Here is a 17,987-nt window from a genome sequence, read left to right on the forward strand (position 1 = left end):
TAGAGGTCTTTTTTTTCGAATTTTTTAAAGTAAAAAAATACTAACTAACGTTTAAGGCCAAATTTGCGCTGCTTTTTATTACTAATCTCAGTAATTGCATGGGCGATCTCTTCATCATCAAGACTGGCAACTTGCTGCAAAATTTGCATCATATCAGGGCTTAGCACGTATTTAGCATGATGAGCGATATCGTCAATACGCTGATCGAAGTTTAGCACGCCTGTGTCTTTATCTACTTGTAAGTAGTTCAAACGAGTAAGCGCTGTGACAAAGCTTAAAAACAAGGAGCGATCGAAAAAGTCTGGAATGTCATCAGCATATAATACTGATAAACGTTGACCAAGCAGATGACATAGGTCAACCACCTCCTCTGTGGTCAAGTTTCCTGAGCCTTGTTGTGACAATAACGCCAAGGTCATAAAGTAACGCTCAAGGCTTTGTGCAACGGGAGCGGCGAGGACTTCTAACTGCTGATAACAGCTACTATTGGCATCTGGTACACTGAGCATGCCATCGCCTAAGTCGATAATGAGACCATGAGCGATAAGGTTGTCGATTTTTTGATTAAGCGTATCCATCAGGCCGTGCGCTGGATAATATAAAAACAGCTCACTTTGTAAAAAAGGATACATCTGCGTGACGATATCATCGAGGCGACTGCGACTGACGCGACCATTGCGTGCAACCAATGCAGCTAAGAAAGACAATAAAATAAATACATGCAAAATGTTATTACGGAAATAGCTCAAGAGCGCAACTTGCTTGCCAGCGACTTGAATGATATCACCCAAAACATGCGGTATACGTTCGATAAGTTTGAGCTTAATGCCATAATCGATGATTTGTTGCGGGCTCATATCGGTGATAATCGTGTCATCAGAGTAGGGTATTTGACGCGCAATACCCTGATATAAAGCGATTTGTTCGCGGCAGATATCTTCATCAAGAGCAGCTTTTGGTGCTGAGAGTAAGACTAGAGACAGTAATGATACGGGATTGACGACTGCAGCCTTATTGATATGCTGCATAATCTTCACGCCAATATTATCCACCATTGCGCTGGCTTTTTCATCAAGCGGTGTATCAGTACGATCAGCTGGCAAGCTTTTGGTAGGTACATCGAATTTTTGCATAAAGTCGCTTAGATGAAGCGGCGTGCCAAAGCTTAAATGCACATTGCCAAAGATACGTTCAATCTTTCGACTGACCTTGAGCAAACCTAGCAAAGACTCAGACTCTTTTGGTTTGCCTTTTAGCTCGCCGATATAAGTGCCGCCTTCCATGATACGCTCATAACCAATATAGGTCGGGATAAAGACCACGGGTTTGTTGGTGTGGCGTAGCTGACTATGTATCGTCATCGCTAGCATGCCCATCTTTGGTGGTAGCAAGCGTCCTGAGCGTGAGCGTCCGCCTTCTATAAAGTATTCAATCGGCGTATTACGAGTGATAAGCGTGTGCATATACTCACGTAACACTGCGGTATAAAGCGCGTTACCACGAAAGCTACGACGAATATAAAAAGCCACAGCACCGCGTAACAAAGGTCCTAATACTGGAACATCTAAGTTATCGCCCGCTGCCACATAAGGAATGCTCAGACCGCGCTTATAAATAACGTAGGATAAGAGCAAGTAATCAACATGACTACGATGACAGGGCACATAGATGATTTCATGATCAGTTGCAAGCTCGCGTACGCGCTCAAAATGATGGACGTCGACGCCGTCATACAGCTGCGTCCATAACCAAGTCAAAAATTTATCAAAGACTCGAATGATAGAATGAGAGTAATCATTGACCATCTCATTTGCATAGTTTCTCGCAATCCCGCGTGCTTCACGTACGCTAATGCCTTTTTCATCTGCTTCAATCTGTGTGGCATGTTGAATGGCAGGTGAGTAAATCAGCTTATCCACCAAATTGCGCCGATCTGATAAGTCAGGACCGAGCATAGTAGTACGCTGATTATCAAGATATGTATGAAGCTGTTGCTGTAGGTCGCGTACCAACTCACGGTTGGCATCTGCTGTTGGTACTAACGCATGACGTGCATCGCGGCTATCTGCAGTGTCTGCAACTCCGAGCTTATCTGATGACTCACCGTGTAAGCTGTCATAAACAATGGTGCGTAAGTCTTTTGGCGCATGGAACTGGACAAAGGTGTCGCGCCCCATCACACCGATATTAAATAATTGCTTCGTAATACTTGGATCTTGCCAGTTATCTGCCATCAATAACTTAAACAACGAGTCCTCTTTTTCAGGCGCACGGCCCCAAAGAATCGATACCGGTACCAGGCGTATTTGCAAGTCCGGATGTTGTAGAATGGCCGCAACCAAACGTGACAAGCGCGGCGATAATTGATTGTCTTTGGCTTTAGGATGATGCAAAAATATGATGCCAGCATTTTCATTGACATCATGCATGCTGTCTTTTACGCTCATCAGTGCAGGTGGTAGCTTGTGTTCCCCAGTTTGCAGATCGATCAAGATACTATTGGAGCGCGAATAATCCTGTAGCACATAAAAGGTCAGCGTTTGATCATCGTTATCGAATACGGGCAGCTCGCCTAAAAGCTTTGCTTTGACTGCAACATCAAGTGCCTGTCCCGATATTTTTCGGTATAACTGATTGATGGGTGCATTGGAATAAGTCGTCGCAGCTGACGACTTGCTAGCCTCAGAGGTGGCTTGCGCTTTGGACGTTCGGTTTTTTAAGAGCTTGTTTTTTAGGAAACTGGGTATCATAATCAAAAGTCAGACTTTGTAAAATGTAATGCGCTTATGATGCCATAAAAGCAGTCAAAGCGATATATGGTGTCGGTATCTGTGCTGAATATATTATAAATGCTAACTTGTCCAAGTTAACAGTACCTTTATATATCAGTGCTTTGATATATCGTTAATTGAACACTATTATTTGTTATTGTTATTGTTATTGTTATTGTTATTGTTTTAAGTTTAATGAGAGTGCCTTATGACTCCTGCTATTAAGATAGCTAAGCAGTGTCGCCTTGACTATCAGCTGCATGAGTATGCCCATGATAGCAGTGCGGCGTCTTTTGGTTTAGAAGCTGCCGACAAGCTTGGTATAAAAGCTGCGCAAGTTTTTAAAACATTGGTTGTAGAGACAGATACAGGTACGTTAGCTGTTGCGCTTGTGCCAGTCGATACCACCTTGAACTTGAAAAAGATGGCCAAAGCCCTCTCTTCTAATAAAGTGCTGCCTTGTAAAAAAGTGCAAATGGCCGATCCAAAGCGCGTTGCACGTAGTACAGGTTATGTGCTTGGCGGTGTCAGTCCGCTTGGGCAAAAAAAGCGTTTGATCACGATAATAGATATAACGGCTAAAGAGCAGCCTACTATCTATGTCAGTGCTGGACGCCGCGGGCTTGAGATTGAGCTACCGCCGTTACAACTGGCTAAAACGCTTAGTGCTCTTTTTGAAGATATTGCTGATACATAATAGCTATTTTCAAGAGCCCTATAAAATAACCAGATGTACTCATTTTGTCTTCATACGTAAATTTCTTAATCTATTACAAGGACGTATTCATGCCGCATCTAACTATCCAAGCATCTCCTAATGTCAGTATCTCTCACGAAGAGTCGTTACTCAAATCTTTAAATAAAGTATTATGGGATAGTGGTCACTTTGGTAAACCAACTGATATTAAAGCGCGAATAATCCCTATCGATACGTTTTTGGTTGGAGTGGAGGATGATGAGCAAGCGCATGGTTTTATCTATGCACATTTAAAATTGATGCCAGGGCGTGACAGTGATGTCCGTGAGCAATTGGCACAGCTATTGGTAGCTACGATAGAGGATACATTAAGCGAAGAGCAGTCAGGGCGAGCAGCGCTACAAGTATGCGTAGAAGTGGAGGAGATTAGCCCTATTTATCAAAAAAAGCTACTCGGTAGCTAGGTTCTATTTTAATGAAAATTTTTACTTATAGAGTACTTGGAAACATAACGCCACAAGTATAAAAAAGCGCCCAGCTCTTGATAAGTTGGGCGCTTTTTTTCTTAGGTTTAGTCAAGCTTAGGTGCTACTTAAGCTTAATCTAAAAAGGCAAAGTTCTCGATGTCCATTGCCGTCATACTTTCACTTGGTGCAACCATACTCTCAGCATGGCCTGAAGTACGTGGCAGGATTTTATCAAAATAAAACTCTGCCGTTTGAACTTTGGCTTTATAAAACTCTGGTGATTCAGTGCCTCCATTTTTCAGCTTGTCATAAGCGACGGCTGCCATACGCGCCCAGTGATAGCCCATCATTATGTAGCCTGAATACATCAAGAAGTCTTCTGAGGCCGCTGAGATGACTTCACGGTCTTTACGTGCCATGAGCATTAAGCGTACCGTAAGGGTATTCCACTCGGCACATAGCTTAGTCAATGACCAAACAAACTTGCGCATGTCCTTATCAAGTGCATACTCGCCGCACCATTTCATAATACTTGAGGTGTAGTCACGGATGATCTTACCTTTAGACTGCAAGATAACCTTACGGCCTAATAGATCAAGTGCCTGCACGCCAGTGGTGCCTTCGTACATAGTAGCGATACGGGCATCACGAGCGATAAGCTCCATACCCCATTCTTTGATGTAACCGTGACCGCCATAAACCTGCTGACCATGTTTGGCCGCCTCGATACCAAGCTCAGTTAAAAAACCTTTTAGGATTGGCGTATAAAAACCTAGCTTATCGTCCCATTTTTCAAACTCTTCATCATCACCATTAGCCACGCCTTGCGCCATCTTATCTGCATAACGCGCTGAGTGATAAATCATCGAACGACCACCTTCAGCAAAGGCTTTTTGGGTCAGTAGCATCCGGCGTACATCTGCATGATGAATGATAGCATCCGCTACTTTTTCAGGGTCTTTAGTCCCTGATAAGGCACGCATAGAGCGGCGTTCCTTGGCATAGGGTAGGGCGTTTTGGAATGACAGCTCAGTATGGGCCAAACCCTGAATACCAGTACCAATACGAGCAGTGTTCATAAATGTGAACATCGCTTTTAGGCCTTTGTTTGGTTCTCCAATCAGATAACCAACGGCATCATCAAAGTTCAATACACAAGTTGATGAAGAGCTGATGCCCATTTTGTGTTCGATAGAACCACAAGTGACGCCATTACGCTCGCCAACTTCGCCTTCAGCATTTGGCAGGAATTTTGGTACGATGAATAATGAGATACCGCGTGTGCCTTCAGGTGCGCCAGGTAGGCGAGCCAGTACGATATGGATGATGTTTTCGGTTAAGTCATGCTCACCGCTTGAGATAAAGATTTTGGTACCGCTAAGCTTATAGGTACCATCCTCTTGCGGGATCGCTTTTGATTTGACTTGTCCCAAATCCGTACCGCATTGTGGCTCAGTTAGGCACATTGTACCTGCCCATGAGCCATCAACCAGCTTATGTAAATAAGTCTCTTTTTGCTCGTCAGTACCATATTGCAACAGCGTATTGATACACCCTGTTGATAGACCAGGATACATCGCCCAAGGCCAGTTGGCCGTACCGATCATCTCAGCTTTAATCAGGTTAATAGACATGGGCAGGTTCATACCGCCGTATTCTTCAGGGTATGAGATACCTTGCCAGCCGCCCTCAACAAACTGATTGTAAGCTTCTTTAAAGCCTTTAGGTGTCGTCACTTCGCCATTTTCAAAATGACAACCTTCTGCATCAGCAGGCTGATAAAGAGGGGCTAGGACATTTTCTGAAAAATCAGCCATTCCCTGCAAGATCATATCGATGGTTTCAGGGTCAGCATTTGCGCCGTTATCTAAATCTTTATAGTGAGTTTGGAAGTCAAATACATCATTAATCAAAAACTTAATATCACGTAAGGGAGCTTTGTAAGTTAACATAGTGAATCTCTTTAGTTGGTTTGCTCTGGTACGATTGATGGCTGATTTTTATAAGCTTTTATTCGTACTAGAGGTAAGAATGGATAAATACTGTTGGTTATTGCTGCTAGATTATTATCGTTATAATCAAAGTCTACTGAGTAAAATCGCAAGCTATGTGAATATTATTAGTATAAATGTTCTTTTGAGACAAATATATGATGCATAATTAATTTTCATGATTTATCGGTATAGGTATTAATTTAATTTATAAAACAATAAAGTATTTATAAATTTAAGACGTCACTTTTATGATTGAGCGTAGTTAAACGAATCAATGAATAACAGGCTCAAGCAACGTATGAAGATAATAGTTTATGACCGTATTTGGGTTCTTCACATCGCAAAAACAGGAGAGGTAATAAATGCTCGCTTATATTAAGCATTTAATTCGTGGAGAGCTTGACCATCTGCTGGCGGTCAATCAAAGCCGTCGACCATGGCACATGCCAATCATCGCCGCTATAGCGATTAGTTTTCCCGTCTTTGTTGGCGCGTATTTTGGCGTACTGCATGCAGGGATTAAGGCATCTTTGGGCGCAATGGTTATATTGAATTTGCCATTTGTAGGCGGGTTGCCTTATCGCTTAGTGACGGTAATGGCTTGGAGCTTTGCTATGACGCTTTGCTTTGCGCTGGGACTGATTGCTCAGCAAGTACCATTACTAAAACTACCAGTATTTGCGCTGATTGCATTTAGCGTCGTTGTTTTTGGTCGTTATTATCGTCAGCCGCCACCTGCTGGACTGTTTGTCATGATGGCGGGTGCGATTGCTTTATTTATTCCTGTTTCAGCTGAGCAGATATTATCAGCCACTGGGCTTGTGATGTTGGGCAGTGGCTTTTCGATGTTTATGGCACTTTTATACACGCTGTTTTTATTAGTGACGCGTCCTTCTACTTCTGTACCGGAGTATCGTTATGAGCCCGATACGATCAGTGACAGCATTATCGTTGCAAGTTTTGTCAGCTTGGCACTATTGATAGCAGTGATGCTAGATATGCCTTATCCATACTGGGCTGCGGTCAGCTGTTTTATTATTATTCAGGGCATACAAATGCGTACGATATGGATTAAACAGTTGCATCGTCTGCTAGGTACCTTAGTAGGTATGGTGGTTGCTGGTTGGATGTTGTCTTGGAATCTATCGATGTGGGAGGTGGCACTTGCAATACTGCTTATGATGCTGTGCATTGAATCGCTGGTCGATCGACATTATGGACTGGCCGTGATACTTATCACTCCGTTAACGATATTTATCGCCGAGTATGGCAGTATCACCTCGCTTGCACAGGCAAGTGTTGAAGAGGTCATTCGGGCTCGAATGTTCGATACTGCTTTAGGCTGTGCGGTAGGCTTGAGTGGAGGGCTGGCGATACATTCAGTCAAGCTACGTGTACCGCTACGGCGCATAGAAAAATGGCTATTAATACGTTTTTCGTCCCAGCATTCATAGCGCTTTACTAACTCAAACTCCTTATCGCTTCTTACTCGCTTGAATCGTGTTGGTCGCCTGAGTCACATCAATACTATGGGCGGTCCAACGCTCAAAGCTTAACGCTGCTTGCCCGATCAGCATCCCATAGCCGTCTGAGGTTTGCGCACCGCGCGCGGCGAAATGCTGCAAAAAGGGCAGTGCGCGTCCATACATCATATCATAGGCATAATGGCAGTTTAGATCTTCAGCGATAGGCAAAGTCTCGCCCGTTAGCCCAATGGAAGTAGCGTTGATAATCAAGTCGAACTGCCCTGTCAGCTCAGTCGTTGCACACATGGCGATGGGATGATTGTTAATCGTCTCACTGGCTGCGCTAAGCTCATCAACCAATACCTCAGCTTTACTCAACGTCCGATTAGCAAGGGTAAGCTGTCCAATACCTGCTTGAATCAGTGGCAGTATCACCCCACGTGCAGCCCCGCCGGCTCCAATGATAGCGATGCGAGCGTTTGTAAGCGTCCAGCCTAAGCTCATAATATGATTAACCAAGCCTTGACCGTCGGTATTATCACCATATAGCGTCTTATCTTTTGGTAAACCGTCACCGGTTAACAGTAACGTATTAACCGCGCCTGCAACACGCGCATGTTCAGATAGACGGCCCTGTGATTTGCATAATGCATAAGCGAGCTGTTTAAAGGGTACTGTCACATTGGCACCCACGCCGCCACCATTAAAAAACGCTGCAACAACTGCATCAAAACTTGCGACATCATCAGGGCAGTATTGACGCCAATAGCTGATATCAATACCCACTTGCGCGGCAAATGTCTGATGAATCTCAGGAGATTTACTATGAGCAATGGGATTGCCAATAACGATAAAATGCTGGGTCATAAACGGTCCACTAGCTATGTAGTTAGTTCAAAATGTAAGCAGCTCAAAACAATAAAAGTACGTTCATCGCTGGTATAAATCTTCCTTGCTCGCTGTGCGCGTTGCCAGACAGAGGCGTTGTAAAATTTATTCCAGCAGCCTTTTGTTCTTTTTAACTTGTGCTCTTTTTATATTGAATCCATGATAACAAAGAAATAACAAGCAGTAAGAGATAGAAGAAACAATCAAAACTTACTCATCATAGGGGATAACAATGTTTTTAACAAATTTGCACCTTCTAGGATTGTTATCCGTAACGTAAAGGCTAGTCAAGCGCTAGGCAGTTGGGTACACTGTTGACATGAGGGCAGTATAATGATGACATCAGATATTGGCATCATGATCCAAAGTCAAGCTGATAAATGGCGCATTTATTGCAAGCGCACTTGTTATAGAAATCGCCGTATAAGTAGTAACTGAGGTATAGTGCCTTATGATATAGGTCATTGATTGACCTCATTTATTATACCGATAACCTATTACATTAATAATGACATCTATTAATAACGCACCATGTTAACAAGTATTCTTAATTAACAAGCCGCACCGCTTGCGACTTGTTAATATAATTTAGACCCAAAAAGTGTGAGTAAATTGCCCATGTGGAATAACAGCCTACAGACCTTTGCGGTCGGTATAATGATGGCAGCTGGTGTCTCATTGAGCGCGTGTAATGGCCCAACGCAAGAGGTCACCCCTGATATTGCTGACTCTGACAATACAACTGAACAAGCCCGTCCCGTCCAGGCAAGTCCTGCACCAGAGACAGACTTGGATGGGGCGACAGCTGAGCAAGGCACTCCAGTCAAGTATGATGTATCCTCATGGGGTGACAAGCAAGTCCAGCCTATAAGTATACAAGAAGTTGATCAAATCAAATCAACCTTCGGCAAGGTCGTTACGACCGATGAGAATAGCTTGGACTATGCCAGCAACCCAGCAGTCAAATATCGCTTTATGGATACAGATGCGCCTTATCTGGACTTGATTGACTCTGAAAAATATCTCGAGCTTGGTTGGTACTTCGCCAATCCTACTGACTCAGATAAAGAAAAAGAGCTGAGTAAAGCCCATGCGAAAAAGTCATATCAGCTTGCGCGTCAGCTCATGAATGACGATGGCGGAAAAGTCATCTCAGATATGCTCAGAGGTCAAATCATAAAAAACAAAACCATTGGTGGACAAAAGATAGAGCTTGGCAAATGCGAGTTTTATAGTTGCATGCTGGTGCTAAATAAATCAGGTGAGCAACAAGCGGAAGACAGCTAGGTATGATAGCTAAGCTCAATAACAGTGAGTCCAATAGTAGTCAGCTTATTAACCATGTCTCCAAATGGCAGCGCCTATATCCGCAGTCTGATAATGTGGTTGCCAATGTAGATAACGCCGTTATAACCCCAGATAATCGCGGGCTGGCTTATGGAGATGGTTTCTTTACTACCATTGGTGTCATTGAAGGCTCGATATTATGGCCAGAGTATCATTATCAAAGACTGCTCTCTCACGCTCATGCATTACAATTAGACGTCGATAGCGACTCGCTACTCACCACTTTGCAAGCCCACGCTCAGCAGCTACAACAAGGGGTGATAAAAGTCATCATCACGCGTGCTGTACAAGCTGTGCGTGGTTATGGTTTTGCAGCAGATATGGATGCTAGCTCTTGTGAGGTTTGGTTAAAAGCAACCGCTATGACTATCGATACCGCGCAGCATGCTCAGCTGCCAGATGGTCACAGTGTATTGATACAACCTACGACATCGGCGGTATGTCTAACCGCGCAACTGGCTTGCTTGCCGCCACCGTTAGCAGGTCTCAAAAGCCTTAACCGACTTGATAATGTACTGGCGAGCGGTGAGCTCCAACGTCTCAAAGCCAAATCATTAGAGTCCGATGCAGAATTAGGCATTGGTGAAGGATTGGTACGTGATATGAGCGGTAGCTGGGTGGAAGGCACGATAAGCAATGTCTTTTATCAGTTGTCTAACGCCCAATCGACTGACTCTATCGATAAAGCTAAAGCCAATTATCCTGATGACTTTCTATTATCAGGTCAGTGGTTTACACCGCCGTTGACACAATCAGGTGTCGCTGGGGTGATGCGCCAAGTCATTATTGATGCTTTCGTTAAGACCAAGACGCCAGTGATTATGCGCGCGTTAAATGACGATGATTTGCCAAATTTACGTGGATTGTTTTTTTGTAATGCTTTGCGCGGGGTGATGCCTATTGATGGGCTTAGGTTGTTGGGTGGGGAAGTGGTTAAGTTATCTTCTAATCTGTCTAATAAACAATAAGTTTAGTATCTATCATATCATCAGGATATAACACAATATCTTCATTTCTATATTTTTCGCTCGCTTTTAGTATAGCGGTTTCGCCATCCTCGGCAGTCACTTCTATTAGAGCGCTCATCGTTTCTATGACCTCTATTTGATAAGTTCTCAAGCCTTTTTTATCTGACATTACTTTCCTCTCCTCTCTTATTTTAAGTCAATATATTTAACATTATGCTTTTTAACATCGCAAAAAGTCTTAGAAGAAGTGATCGTCTTTTGTTACTGGCACTTGTGTCATGCGATAAATTGATCAATGATCACTTTTTTAGTCGTTCAATAAAAAGGTGAAAGTAGATGAGCTCAGTATATGAAGATGAAAGAATTCCCTTGCAGATTCGACGGTTGATGATTTTTGATGGAATCTGCCATAAAGCAAAAAAATCTCCTGACGAAATAATCCATTTATCAAAATTTACTCAATTATCATTAGGTGTCATGTATTTACAAGATTTCAAAATGTTTATCGCTTTTGGAGGTGTATTTGAATATGCAGAAACACGTGAAGAGGTTATTGAACAACGCATTAGAGTCTTTCCAAACGATGAACCAGTAACACGCGCGCTAACAGTCAATTTAAAGCAATTCACTCGACCTGCACGTAAACCTTTACAGTTACTGTGGTACTGGAACGCCTATGTTAAGAATAGAATGCATGCTTACATCGACTATCGGGAAGAAGTTTTTTTCCGAATCAATGATGAAATTGATTCAGAGTTTCCTCCCCATAAGTTTCATGATCGTTTAGTTGCAACAGCGCGTATGCCATTGTGGGATGATAGAGAAGAGTTGATTGCAGATGTGTATCGCGATAATAGAGGGCAACCGAAGCCTGAAAAATACAATGAAAAACGTTTAATATGATTTAGACGGTGACGACCTCTTCAGTATTATTCACTTATTTGAATCAATAAATGTCTAAATTCTATTATGTTTTATACAACAAGAGATAAAATATGCAACCAACCTACAATGAAAAACGTATTCCTGTACAACTTCGTCGGTTAATGATTTTTGATGAGATCTGCTGTAAAGCTAAAATGTTTCCTGACGAGATGGTTCACTTAAATTATTATTCAAATATCGCATTTGGTGTTATTTATTCTACGTTAAGCGATAAATATACAGCGTTTGGTAGCGTATTTGAATACGCACATACTCGTGCCGAAGTTGTTCAGCAAGGGTTGGATAAATTAGCTCACGATGAGTATATATCTAGTGCAATGACGGTTAAACGGCAGCCTTTCACTAAGGCTTGTCGTACACCTCTACGTCTATTATTGAGCTGGAGTAAATATGTTAGTAATAAACCTAGTTATTCATTGAGCAACGATATTAAGTATTTTTTTCCAGTAAATGATAAGTTAAAGCTAGACTATCCGCCTCATAAGCTTTATGGACGTTTAGTGGCAAACGCCGATTTACCTCTTTGGAATAATGAAGTTAGTTTATTTTCCGATAATGTCCACGACCTAAAAACTCAATAATGCCTTTATCGCGAAGAACTTGTAATTGCTGGCGGATTTTATCGTCAACGTGGTTGTTATCAGGGTGTTTGAGCTGGAGCTCATTGGTAAAAGAATAAACCTGCTGCAAAGAAAACTTGTCATCAAGTCTATCGATACACTGCCAAACATCTAATGTCCAACCACGTGTCTGCTGTGTTTGCTCACGTAAAAACAAGGTCTTTTGAAACTGCTGGGTGACATTTGCGCGTGCTACGACTTTCTGGTCTTTGACTAAAAACACTTTTCCTGATTCTGGTACTTTACGCAAGTCGATATTGCAGCCGACCCAACCTGCGCGTTTGGCAGTTATTGATAAAGGTTTACGTTTTACAATCATATCCGACTTAAAAAAATGCTTAGGAATGATCAAAAAACTATTAACGGTGCATTCTTTGGAGTAAGTCAAAAAGAAAAAACTTGGGTTATCTTCACTATTGATACGTTCAATCATAGTTTTATAAGCGCCATCATTGATGATATTGCTTAATTTTGCCTTTTTACTTTTCAGCTCATATTGCTCGTCACAGTTTGAACAATAAAAATCAGCGACCGGCCTGCCATTAGTAAATTCAAATAACGGCTGAGTGCTACAGTTGGGGCAGTAACCATTGTTTTTCACCCATGCCTCACTAAGTACCCGAATCTTTTGAGCTTGAGAGTTATAGTTTTTAGCAAGGCTTTGATCGAAATGTAGATTCATAATAAGTTTTCGTTATTAATAGGTGAGCGTAGAAATACCAATAAAAGGTATTAATATTAAGCCATATAACTTAGCCTAAATGCCAAGTTAATCGATAAGCTATGCAAATACCATTGAAAAGCACACGGTTCAGTGCTAAATTCTAGCAAACATCTGCCTCGCGAGTTGCCATGAGCAAGCCTACACCTGAAACGCCTCCTGAACGTCCTAATGATACTCCATCAGACAAGCGAGACGGCACTATTAACGACCCTGCTAAGACATCTCAAGACACTGAGACTGACGACAAAGCACCAGCGACAGATATTTCTTTGGTCAATGGTCAAAACACCCCGCGCGAGTACAAAAAAGACAACCAGTCGTTTTTTATGCAGCGTGGTTATCAGATTTTATTGGTATTGGGACTGATTGCTGCCTTTTTATTGGTGATGGTCTATCAGACGTTGTTTGGTCGTATCGAGCAGCCCAAGCAAAAGGTGACGATTGAGCAGGGTGACACTTATTATGGCTTGCTTCCGCAGTGGCAACAGCAAATCCCGCTGTTCTCTGCCAGCATTGCCAAGTTTTATATCAAGTCGCAAGTAGATGCGCCGCTGCATGCAGGTATCTATCAATTGCCAGAGAACCCGACGATAGCAGAAGCATTGCATGTCTTGCAACAAGGTGCAAAGGTGGCAATGGTAAAAGTACAAGTCATCGAAGGCAAGACAGCTAAGGACCTATATCAAAATCTACGCGACAACCCAGGTATCAAAAAAGAAGTACTGACCGCCGATAGTGACAATGCCAGTATCGCAAAAGCGCTGGATTTGGTGGGTATACTGCCTGACTCAGTGACCAATAGCGACGACCCTATTGTTAGCTACAATCTTGAAGGGTGGTTCACTCCTGATACCTATTATTATGGCGAAGATGCCAGTGACAAGCAGGTGTTGACTGATCTATATAAGCGCCAGCAGCAAGCATTGACCCTAGCTTGGGAAAACCGTGCACCAGACTTGCCGTATAAGACGCCTTATGAAGCATTGATTATGGCCTCTATCATCGAAAAAGAGACCAGTGTGCCTGAAGAGCGTGAGCTGGTGGCCGCCGTATTCACCAATCGATTGAATAAAGGGATGCGCATGCAGACGGATCCGACCATTATTTATGGCATGGGTAGCCGCTACGATGGCAATATTCGCCGTCAAGACATCGATGAGAAAACATCGTATAACACTTATCAGATTGATGGCTTACCACCAACGCCTATCGCCCTGCCATCTGCTGCTTCTATCGAAGCCACATTACACCCAGCTGATAGCGAAGCCTTATATTTTGTGGCAACAGGCAATGGAGGTCATAAGTTTACCAATAGCTTGGACGAGCATAACCAAGCGGTAAGAGACTACTTAAAAGTCATGCGTGAAAGAAAGTCCCAAATACCGCCAGAGTAAGAGAGTAGCAACGAGTCTTGGTTACGAGTGTTAAAGGCTCGATAGCCATTTTTATTTTGCATAAAAATAAGTAAAACAATTTTGAAATACAAGGCAATACCATGTCAGCATCCATAAACACACAAGCGGCCCAACTGGCTATTCAAAAAGGAGCGTCTGACGTAGAAACGCCAAGCAAGAATGGACGCTTTATCAGCTTTGAGGGTACCGAAGGTGTGGGCAAAACAACAGCTATCGAGCAGCTTTGCACGCGTTTAGAGATGGCGGGTATTGACTATCTGCGGACACGTGAGCCTGGCGGTAGTCCATTCGCTGAGCGTCTGCGTGCCATTTTATTAGACCCTACGACCGACATCAACGATGACACGGAGCTATTGCTATTGTTTGCCGCTCGCTGCGATCATATTCAGCAAGTAATTGTACCAGCATTACAACGCGGTACTTGGGTCATCTGTGATCGCTTTACAGACTCTACTATCGCCTACCAAGGCTTTGGTCGTGCGCAGGGCGATAGTGAGGTATTAACAAAAATTGAGACGCTTATTGCACAGTTTGTTCCAAGGTTGCCTGAGCTGACACTTTGGCTGGATCTACCTGTGCTCGAGGGCATGAGCCGTGCAGGCAAACGCAGCGTGGCCGATCGTTTTGAGCAGCAGGCGCTGGCGTTTTTTACGCAAGTATATAGAGGGTTTGATACGCTTGCCACTGCGCATCCTGAGCGTATTCGTCGCATTGATGCATCAGGTACTACCAAGGAGGTTAGCGCGCGTATCTGGCAAGCGGTTGAGTCGCAGTTTGGGCTTGTTTAGGTTGTTTCTAAGCGTGTAGCGTTTATAATCACTCTTATATCTATAACCTACTAAACAAAAACCCCAGCTTTAATAGCTGGGGTATTTTATTGCATTAAGATAAAGTGCTGCTATGACAAACTGACGTTACTGTTTATCTGGACTATTTATCCGTATTATCCGGACGCTTATTTGATACTGCATCAATGGAGACGGTGCTATCATCACTATCAGCAGCTTTGTTAGAAGCCGTATTTTTGTCTGTATCAGGTAGACGGTTTGGATCGAGCGAGCCTTTTTTATTCTTGGGCGCGCTGCCACTACCGTTGGCATTGGCTTTTAACGCGGCGACTGAGCTTGATGCTTTCTGCGCAGGCTTTTTAGTCTCAGAGGCTTTACTAGTAGCTTTAGATGCTGAGATAACAGTCTCTTGGCTATTAGCTACAGGACTAACAGGTTTTTCTTTAGTAGCCGAGTTATCTAACCCTGCTGGCGACTCTGTTACTGATGCAGTACTCGACTGAGCCGGTTGACTTTGATCACCTAACTCAGCTTTGGTTGCTGTAGCGTTGTCTTGCTTCAATTCATCGTCTACTTCTTCAGTCATCTCTTTTTCTTTGCGTTTTTCAGGCGCTTTTGAGTTGGCTTCAAAATGTGCATCAGCGATGGCACGTGCTTGTACTTGTTTGTCAGTGACATCTACAGGCTTTGGCTGTATATCGTCGTCGACCACCAAAGCGACCAGCTTACGATCACGGGGTACATTGCCATCAAATTTGTCTGTGATCACACTAAGCTTGCCTTCTTTATCAACTGTATATAAAGGGACAAATTGCTTGTTATCCGCTTTATATTGCTCAAAGCTATAGCTGTCAGTGATATTGGTAATTTTGATGCGCGCTTTTTTAGATAGCATACTAGCAAGTTTGGTGTACGTAACGTCTTTGCCAAATAGCCACTGAGAATGGAAGTTTGACTGTTTGGTGTCGCGCTCATTTTTGACTTTTTCGTCGCTGAACTTTAGACGAAATATCTTTTGTTCACCAAACTCATGACGATAATGAATCTCAGATAAGGTGTTTAGCTCTTTGTCTGTACTCATCGCAAACAGATGGCCGATACCGATCAAGTCAAGATGATGGTCAGCGTGATCCGAGACTGGGTTACCAAAGTAAGTGCGTAAGCCGCTCATACGGGCACCGGCAATATTGGTATAGTTGTTGTGCGCCACGATTACATCAAAGCCCTGATCTCGTAAAGACGTTGCTACTAATAACGCGATGGGGTTTGAACCGACGACCAAAATACCGTTGGTAGCAGGCTCACGCACACCTAGCAAATTACCGACCATTTTTGCGCCTAAGCCTTGAATCATGACCGTACCGATGATGACCATAAAGACCAGCGGTACCAATAGCTCAACACCTTGAATGTCATATTCTTGCAGACGAATAGCAAACAGCGATGAGATGGCGGCGGCGACGATACCACGCGGACCAATCCAGCTAATCATCAGCTTTTCATTGGTCTTTAGGTTGGAGCCAATAGAAGACGCCCAAACAGATAGCGGACGTGCGACGAACATTACGATAGCCAGCAATATAATCCCTGCAAAACCCACGCTCATAAGGCTTGCCAGCTCTACACGAGCGGCAAGAATAATGAATAATACGGAGATTAATAAAACAGTCAACGACTCGTTAAATTCCAAAATCGTATCGCGCGGGAAGTTTGGCCAGTTTGCCAGTGCCACGCCAAGTACGGTCACGGTCAAAAGACCAGACTCATGCTCTAAATGGTTCGATATCGAAAACAATACTAAGACAAAGGCGAGGGTAAAGACATTGCGTAAAAACTCAGGCACCATATGACGACGCATTAAAAATGCCAGTACCCATGCGCCTACCATACCGAGTATCGTTGCTAAAACGACAATCTTGGCAAACAATAAAAAGCTACTGGCCTCACCGCCTGAGATAATATATTCATACACCAATACTACGGCAATCGCGCCGATCGGATCGATGATGATACCTTCCCACTTGAGGATATTAGAGATGGTCTTATTTGGTCGTACACTGCGTAGTAACGGCATAATCACCGTCGGCCCAGTCACGCAAACCAAAGCACCAAATAATAACGCGATTAGAGGGTCGACATCGAATAACAGATAGGTCGATAGTGCCACTACCGCGATGGTAATAATCACCCCGATTGACACCAGCATCTGCACCACGGTTCCATGCTGCTTGATTTCATCAAACTCAAGTGTCAACGAGCCTTCAAACAAAATAATGGCCACACCCAAAGAGATAATAGGGAACATAAGCTCCCCTAAAACCAAATCAGGGTCAAAGTAACCCAATACTGGACCGACAATAATGCCGATCAGCAACAAAAACAAAATGGACGGTTGCTTTAAGTACCAAGCCAACCATTGGGCCGCGATGCCGATCCCAACCACGCCGGATAACAGTAGGGCGGTATCCATAAATTAATCCTTTTATAAGCTTGTCATACTGTACATACGTTAAGGGGCGCTCACAATCTAACAATGGTTTCTTGCAAACGTCAAATAGACCCTAAGTTCTATGATAGTAAATGGTTATTGCAAACAGTTATAACGGTTTTATTTATTACTATTGGTTATCATACAGGGGTAATCATGCCATATAGTGCAATCGGCAAAAATAGTAGTAGAAATCTATATAATAGGAAAAAGCGTTCAAAAACAGCTATAAGTCATCTTATAATGCTCAAACAGATAGGGCAAACCAATAGAAATAAAGATTGCCATTTGACAACTTTGTAAAAATAGCATTATTTTAAATACAAACTTTTGTTTGTTAATAAATTTATTTGGTTTGTTATCATACCATGATTTAATTTAGCTTGTGTGAAACGTACTTTACGTATAA

General features: G+C 43.0%; 15 protein-coding genes. 9 read left to right on the plus strand and 6 right to left on the minus strand.

Features of this window, described 5'->3' with window-relative positions; genetic code table 11:
* Positions 1 to 44 precede the first annotated feature (44 nt).
* Positions 45 to 2,750, minus strand: coding sequence for a glycerol-3-phosphate 1-O-acyltransferase PlsB (gene plsB, locus Q0895_RS05010; protein ID WP_299186013.1), 2,706 nt, complete (start codon positions 2,748 to 2,750; stop codon positions 45 to 47).
* Positions 2,751 to 2,979: 229 nt separating this feature from the next.
* Between plsB and ybaK the strand changes: the two genes are divergently transcribed.
* A complete protein-coding gene (ybaK, locus tag Q0895_RS05015; protein WP_299186016.1) occupies positions 2,980 to 3,468 on the plus strand; it encodes a Cys-tRNA(Pro) deacylase in 489 nt (162 codons plus the stop codon).
* 89 nt (positions 3,469 to 3,557) lie between these two features.
* Complete coding sequence (locus Q0895_RS05020; RefSeq protein ID WP_299186019.1) at positions 3,558 to 3,932, plus strand: 5-carboxymethyl-2-hydroxymuconate Delta-isomerase; 375 nt, start codon at positions 3,558 to 3,560, stop codon at positions 3,930 to 3,932.
* Between the two features lie 134 nt (positions 3,933 to 4,066).
* On the opposite strand, the gene Q0895_RS05025 is transcribed toward Q0895_RS05020, so the two are convergent.
* A complete protein-coding gene (locus Q0895_RS05025) occupies positions 4,067 to 5,887 on the minus strand; it encodes an acyl-CoA dehydrogenase C-terminal domain-containing protein (RefSeq protein ID WP_299186022.1) in 1,821 nt (606 codons plus the stop codon).
* 404 nt (positions 5,888 to 6,291) lie between these two features.
* Between Q0895_RS05025 and Q0895_RS05030 the strand changes: the two genes are divergently transcribed.
* Entirely contained in the window at positions 6,292 to 7,383 is a 1,092-nt protein-coding gene (locus Q0895_RS05030; RefSeq protein WP_299186024.1) for an FUSC family protein, read from the plus strand.
* A gap of 21 nt (positions 7,384 to 7,404) precedes the next feature.
* Here the strand turns inward: Q0895_RS05030 and aroE are convergent, their stop codons facing one another.
* On the minus strand, positions 7,405 to 8,262 hold the full coding sequence (gene aroE / locus Q0895_RS05035; protein ID WP_299186027.1) for a shikimate dehydrogenase: 858 nt from the start codon (positions 8,260 to 8,262) through the stop codon (positions 7,405 to 7,407).
* Positions 8,263 to 8,886: 624 nt separating this feature from the next.
* Here aroE and Q0895_RS05040 point away from each other — a divergent pair.
* Both Q0895_RS05040 and Q0895_RS05045 read left to right on the plus strand, forming a co-directional pair.
* On the plus strand, positions 8,887 to 9,570 hold the full coding sequence (locus tag Q0895_RS05040) for a hypothetical protein (protein WP_299186030.1): 684 nt from the start codon (positions 8,887 to 8,889) through the stop codon (positions 9,568 to 9,570).
* A 2-nt stretch (positions 9,571 to 9,572) separates the two neighbouring features.
* Positions 9,573 to 10,598: an aminotransferase class IV gene (locus Q0895_RS05045; protein ID WP_299186033.1), complete on the plus strand. Its 1,026-nt coding sequence runs from the start codon at positions 9,573 to 9,575 to the stop codon at positions 10,596 to 10,598.
* On the opposite strand, the gene Q0895_RS05050 is transcribed toward Q0895_RS05045, so the two are convergent.
* Positions 10,585 to 10,767, minus strand: coding sequence for a DpnD/PcfM family protein (locus Q0895_RS05050; RefSeq protein ID WP_299186035.1), 183 nt, complete (start codon positions 10,765 to 10,767; stop codon positions 10,585 to 10,587). The two genes, Q0895_RS05045 and Q0895_RS05050, sit on opposite strands and share 14 nt — an antisense overlap.
* Before the next feature lie 167 nt (positions 10,768 to 10,934).
* On the opposite strand from Q0895_RS05050, the gene Q0895_RS05055 reads away from it, so the two are divergent.
* The gene (locus tag Q0895_RS05055) at positions 10,935 to 11,501 is read left to right on the plus strand and encodes a hypothetical protein (protein ID WP_299186037.1); all 567 of its coding nucleotides are present in this window, start codon (positions 10,935 to 10,937) and stop codon (positions 11,499 to 11,501) included.
* Positions 11,502 to 11,593: 92 nt separating this feature from the next.
* Complete coding sequence (locus Q0895_RS05060; RefSeq protein ID WP_299186039.1) at positions 11,594 to 12,124, plus strand: hypothetical protein; 531 nt, start codon at positions 11,594 to 11,596, stop codon at positions 12,122 to 12,124.
* On the opposite strand, the gene Q0895_RS05065 is transcribed toward Q0895_RS05060, so the two are convergent.
* On the minus strand, positions 12,081 to 12,845 hold the full coding sequence (locus tag Q0895_RS05065; protein ID WP_299186040.1) for a DpnI domain-containing protein: 765 nt from the start codon (positions 12,843 to 12,845) through the stop codon (positions 12,081 to 12,083). The two genes, Q0895_RS05060 and Q0895_RS05065, sit on opposite strands and share 44 nt — an antisense overlap.
* 170 nt (positions 12,846 to 13,015) lie before the next feature.
* On the opposite strand from Q0895_RS05065, the gene mltG reads away from it, so the two are divergent.
* Positions 13,016 to 14,281, plus strand: a complete 1,266-nt coding sequence (mltG, locus tag Q0895_RS05070) for an endolytic transglycosylase MltG (RefSeq protein ID WP_058368424.1) — start codon at positions 13,016 to 13,018, stop codon at positions 14,279 to 14,281.
* Positions 14,282 to 14,382: 101 nt separating this feature from the next.
* On the plus strand, positions 14,383 to 15,090 hold the full coding sequence (gene tmk, locus Q0895_RS05075) for a dTMP kinase (RefSeq protein ID WP_299186043.1): 708 nt from the start codon (positions 14,383 to 14,385) through the stop codon (positions 15,088 to 15,090).
* Positions 15,091 to 15,232: 142 nt separating this feature from the next.
* Here tmk and Q0895_RS05080 read toward each other — a convergent pair whose 3' ends face one another.
* Positions 15,233 to 17,560: a cation:proton antiporter gene (locus tag Q0895_RS05080; RefSeq protein ID WP_299186045.1), complete on the minus strand. Its 2,328-nt coding sequence runs from the start codon at positions 17,558 to 17,560 to the stop codon at positions 15,233 to 15,235.
* Positions 17,561 to 17,987: the final 427 nt, after the last annotated feature.

This window comes from uncultured Psychrobacter sp., assembly GCF_947495825.1.
Lineage (GTDB): Bacteria > Pseudomonadota > Gammaproteobacteria > Pseudomonadales > Moraxellaceae > Psychrobacter.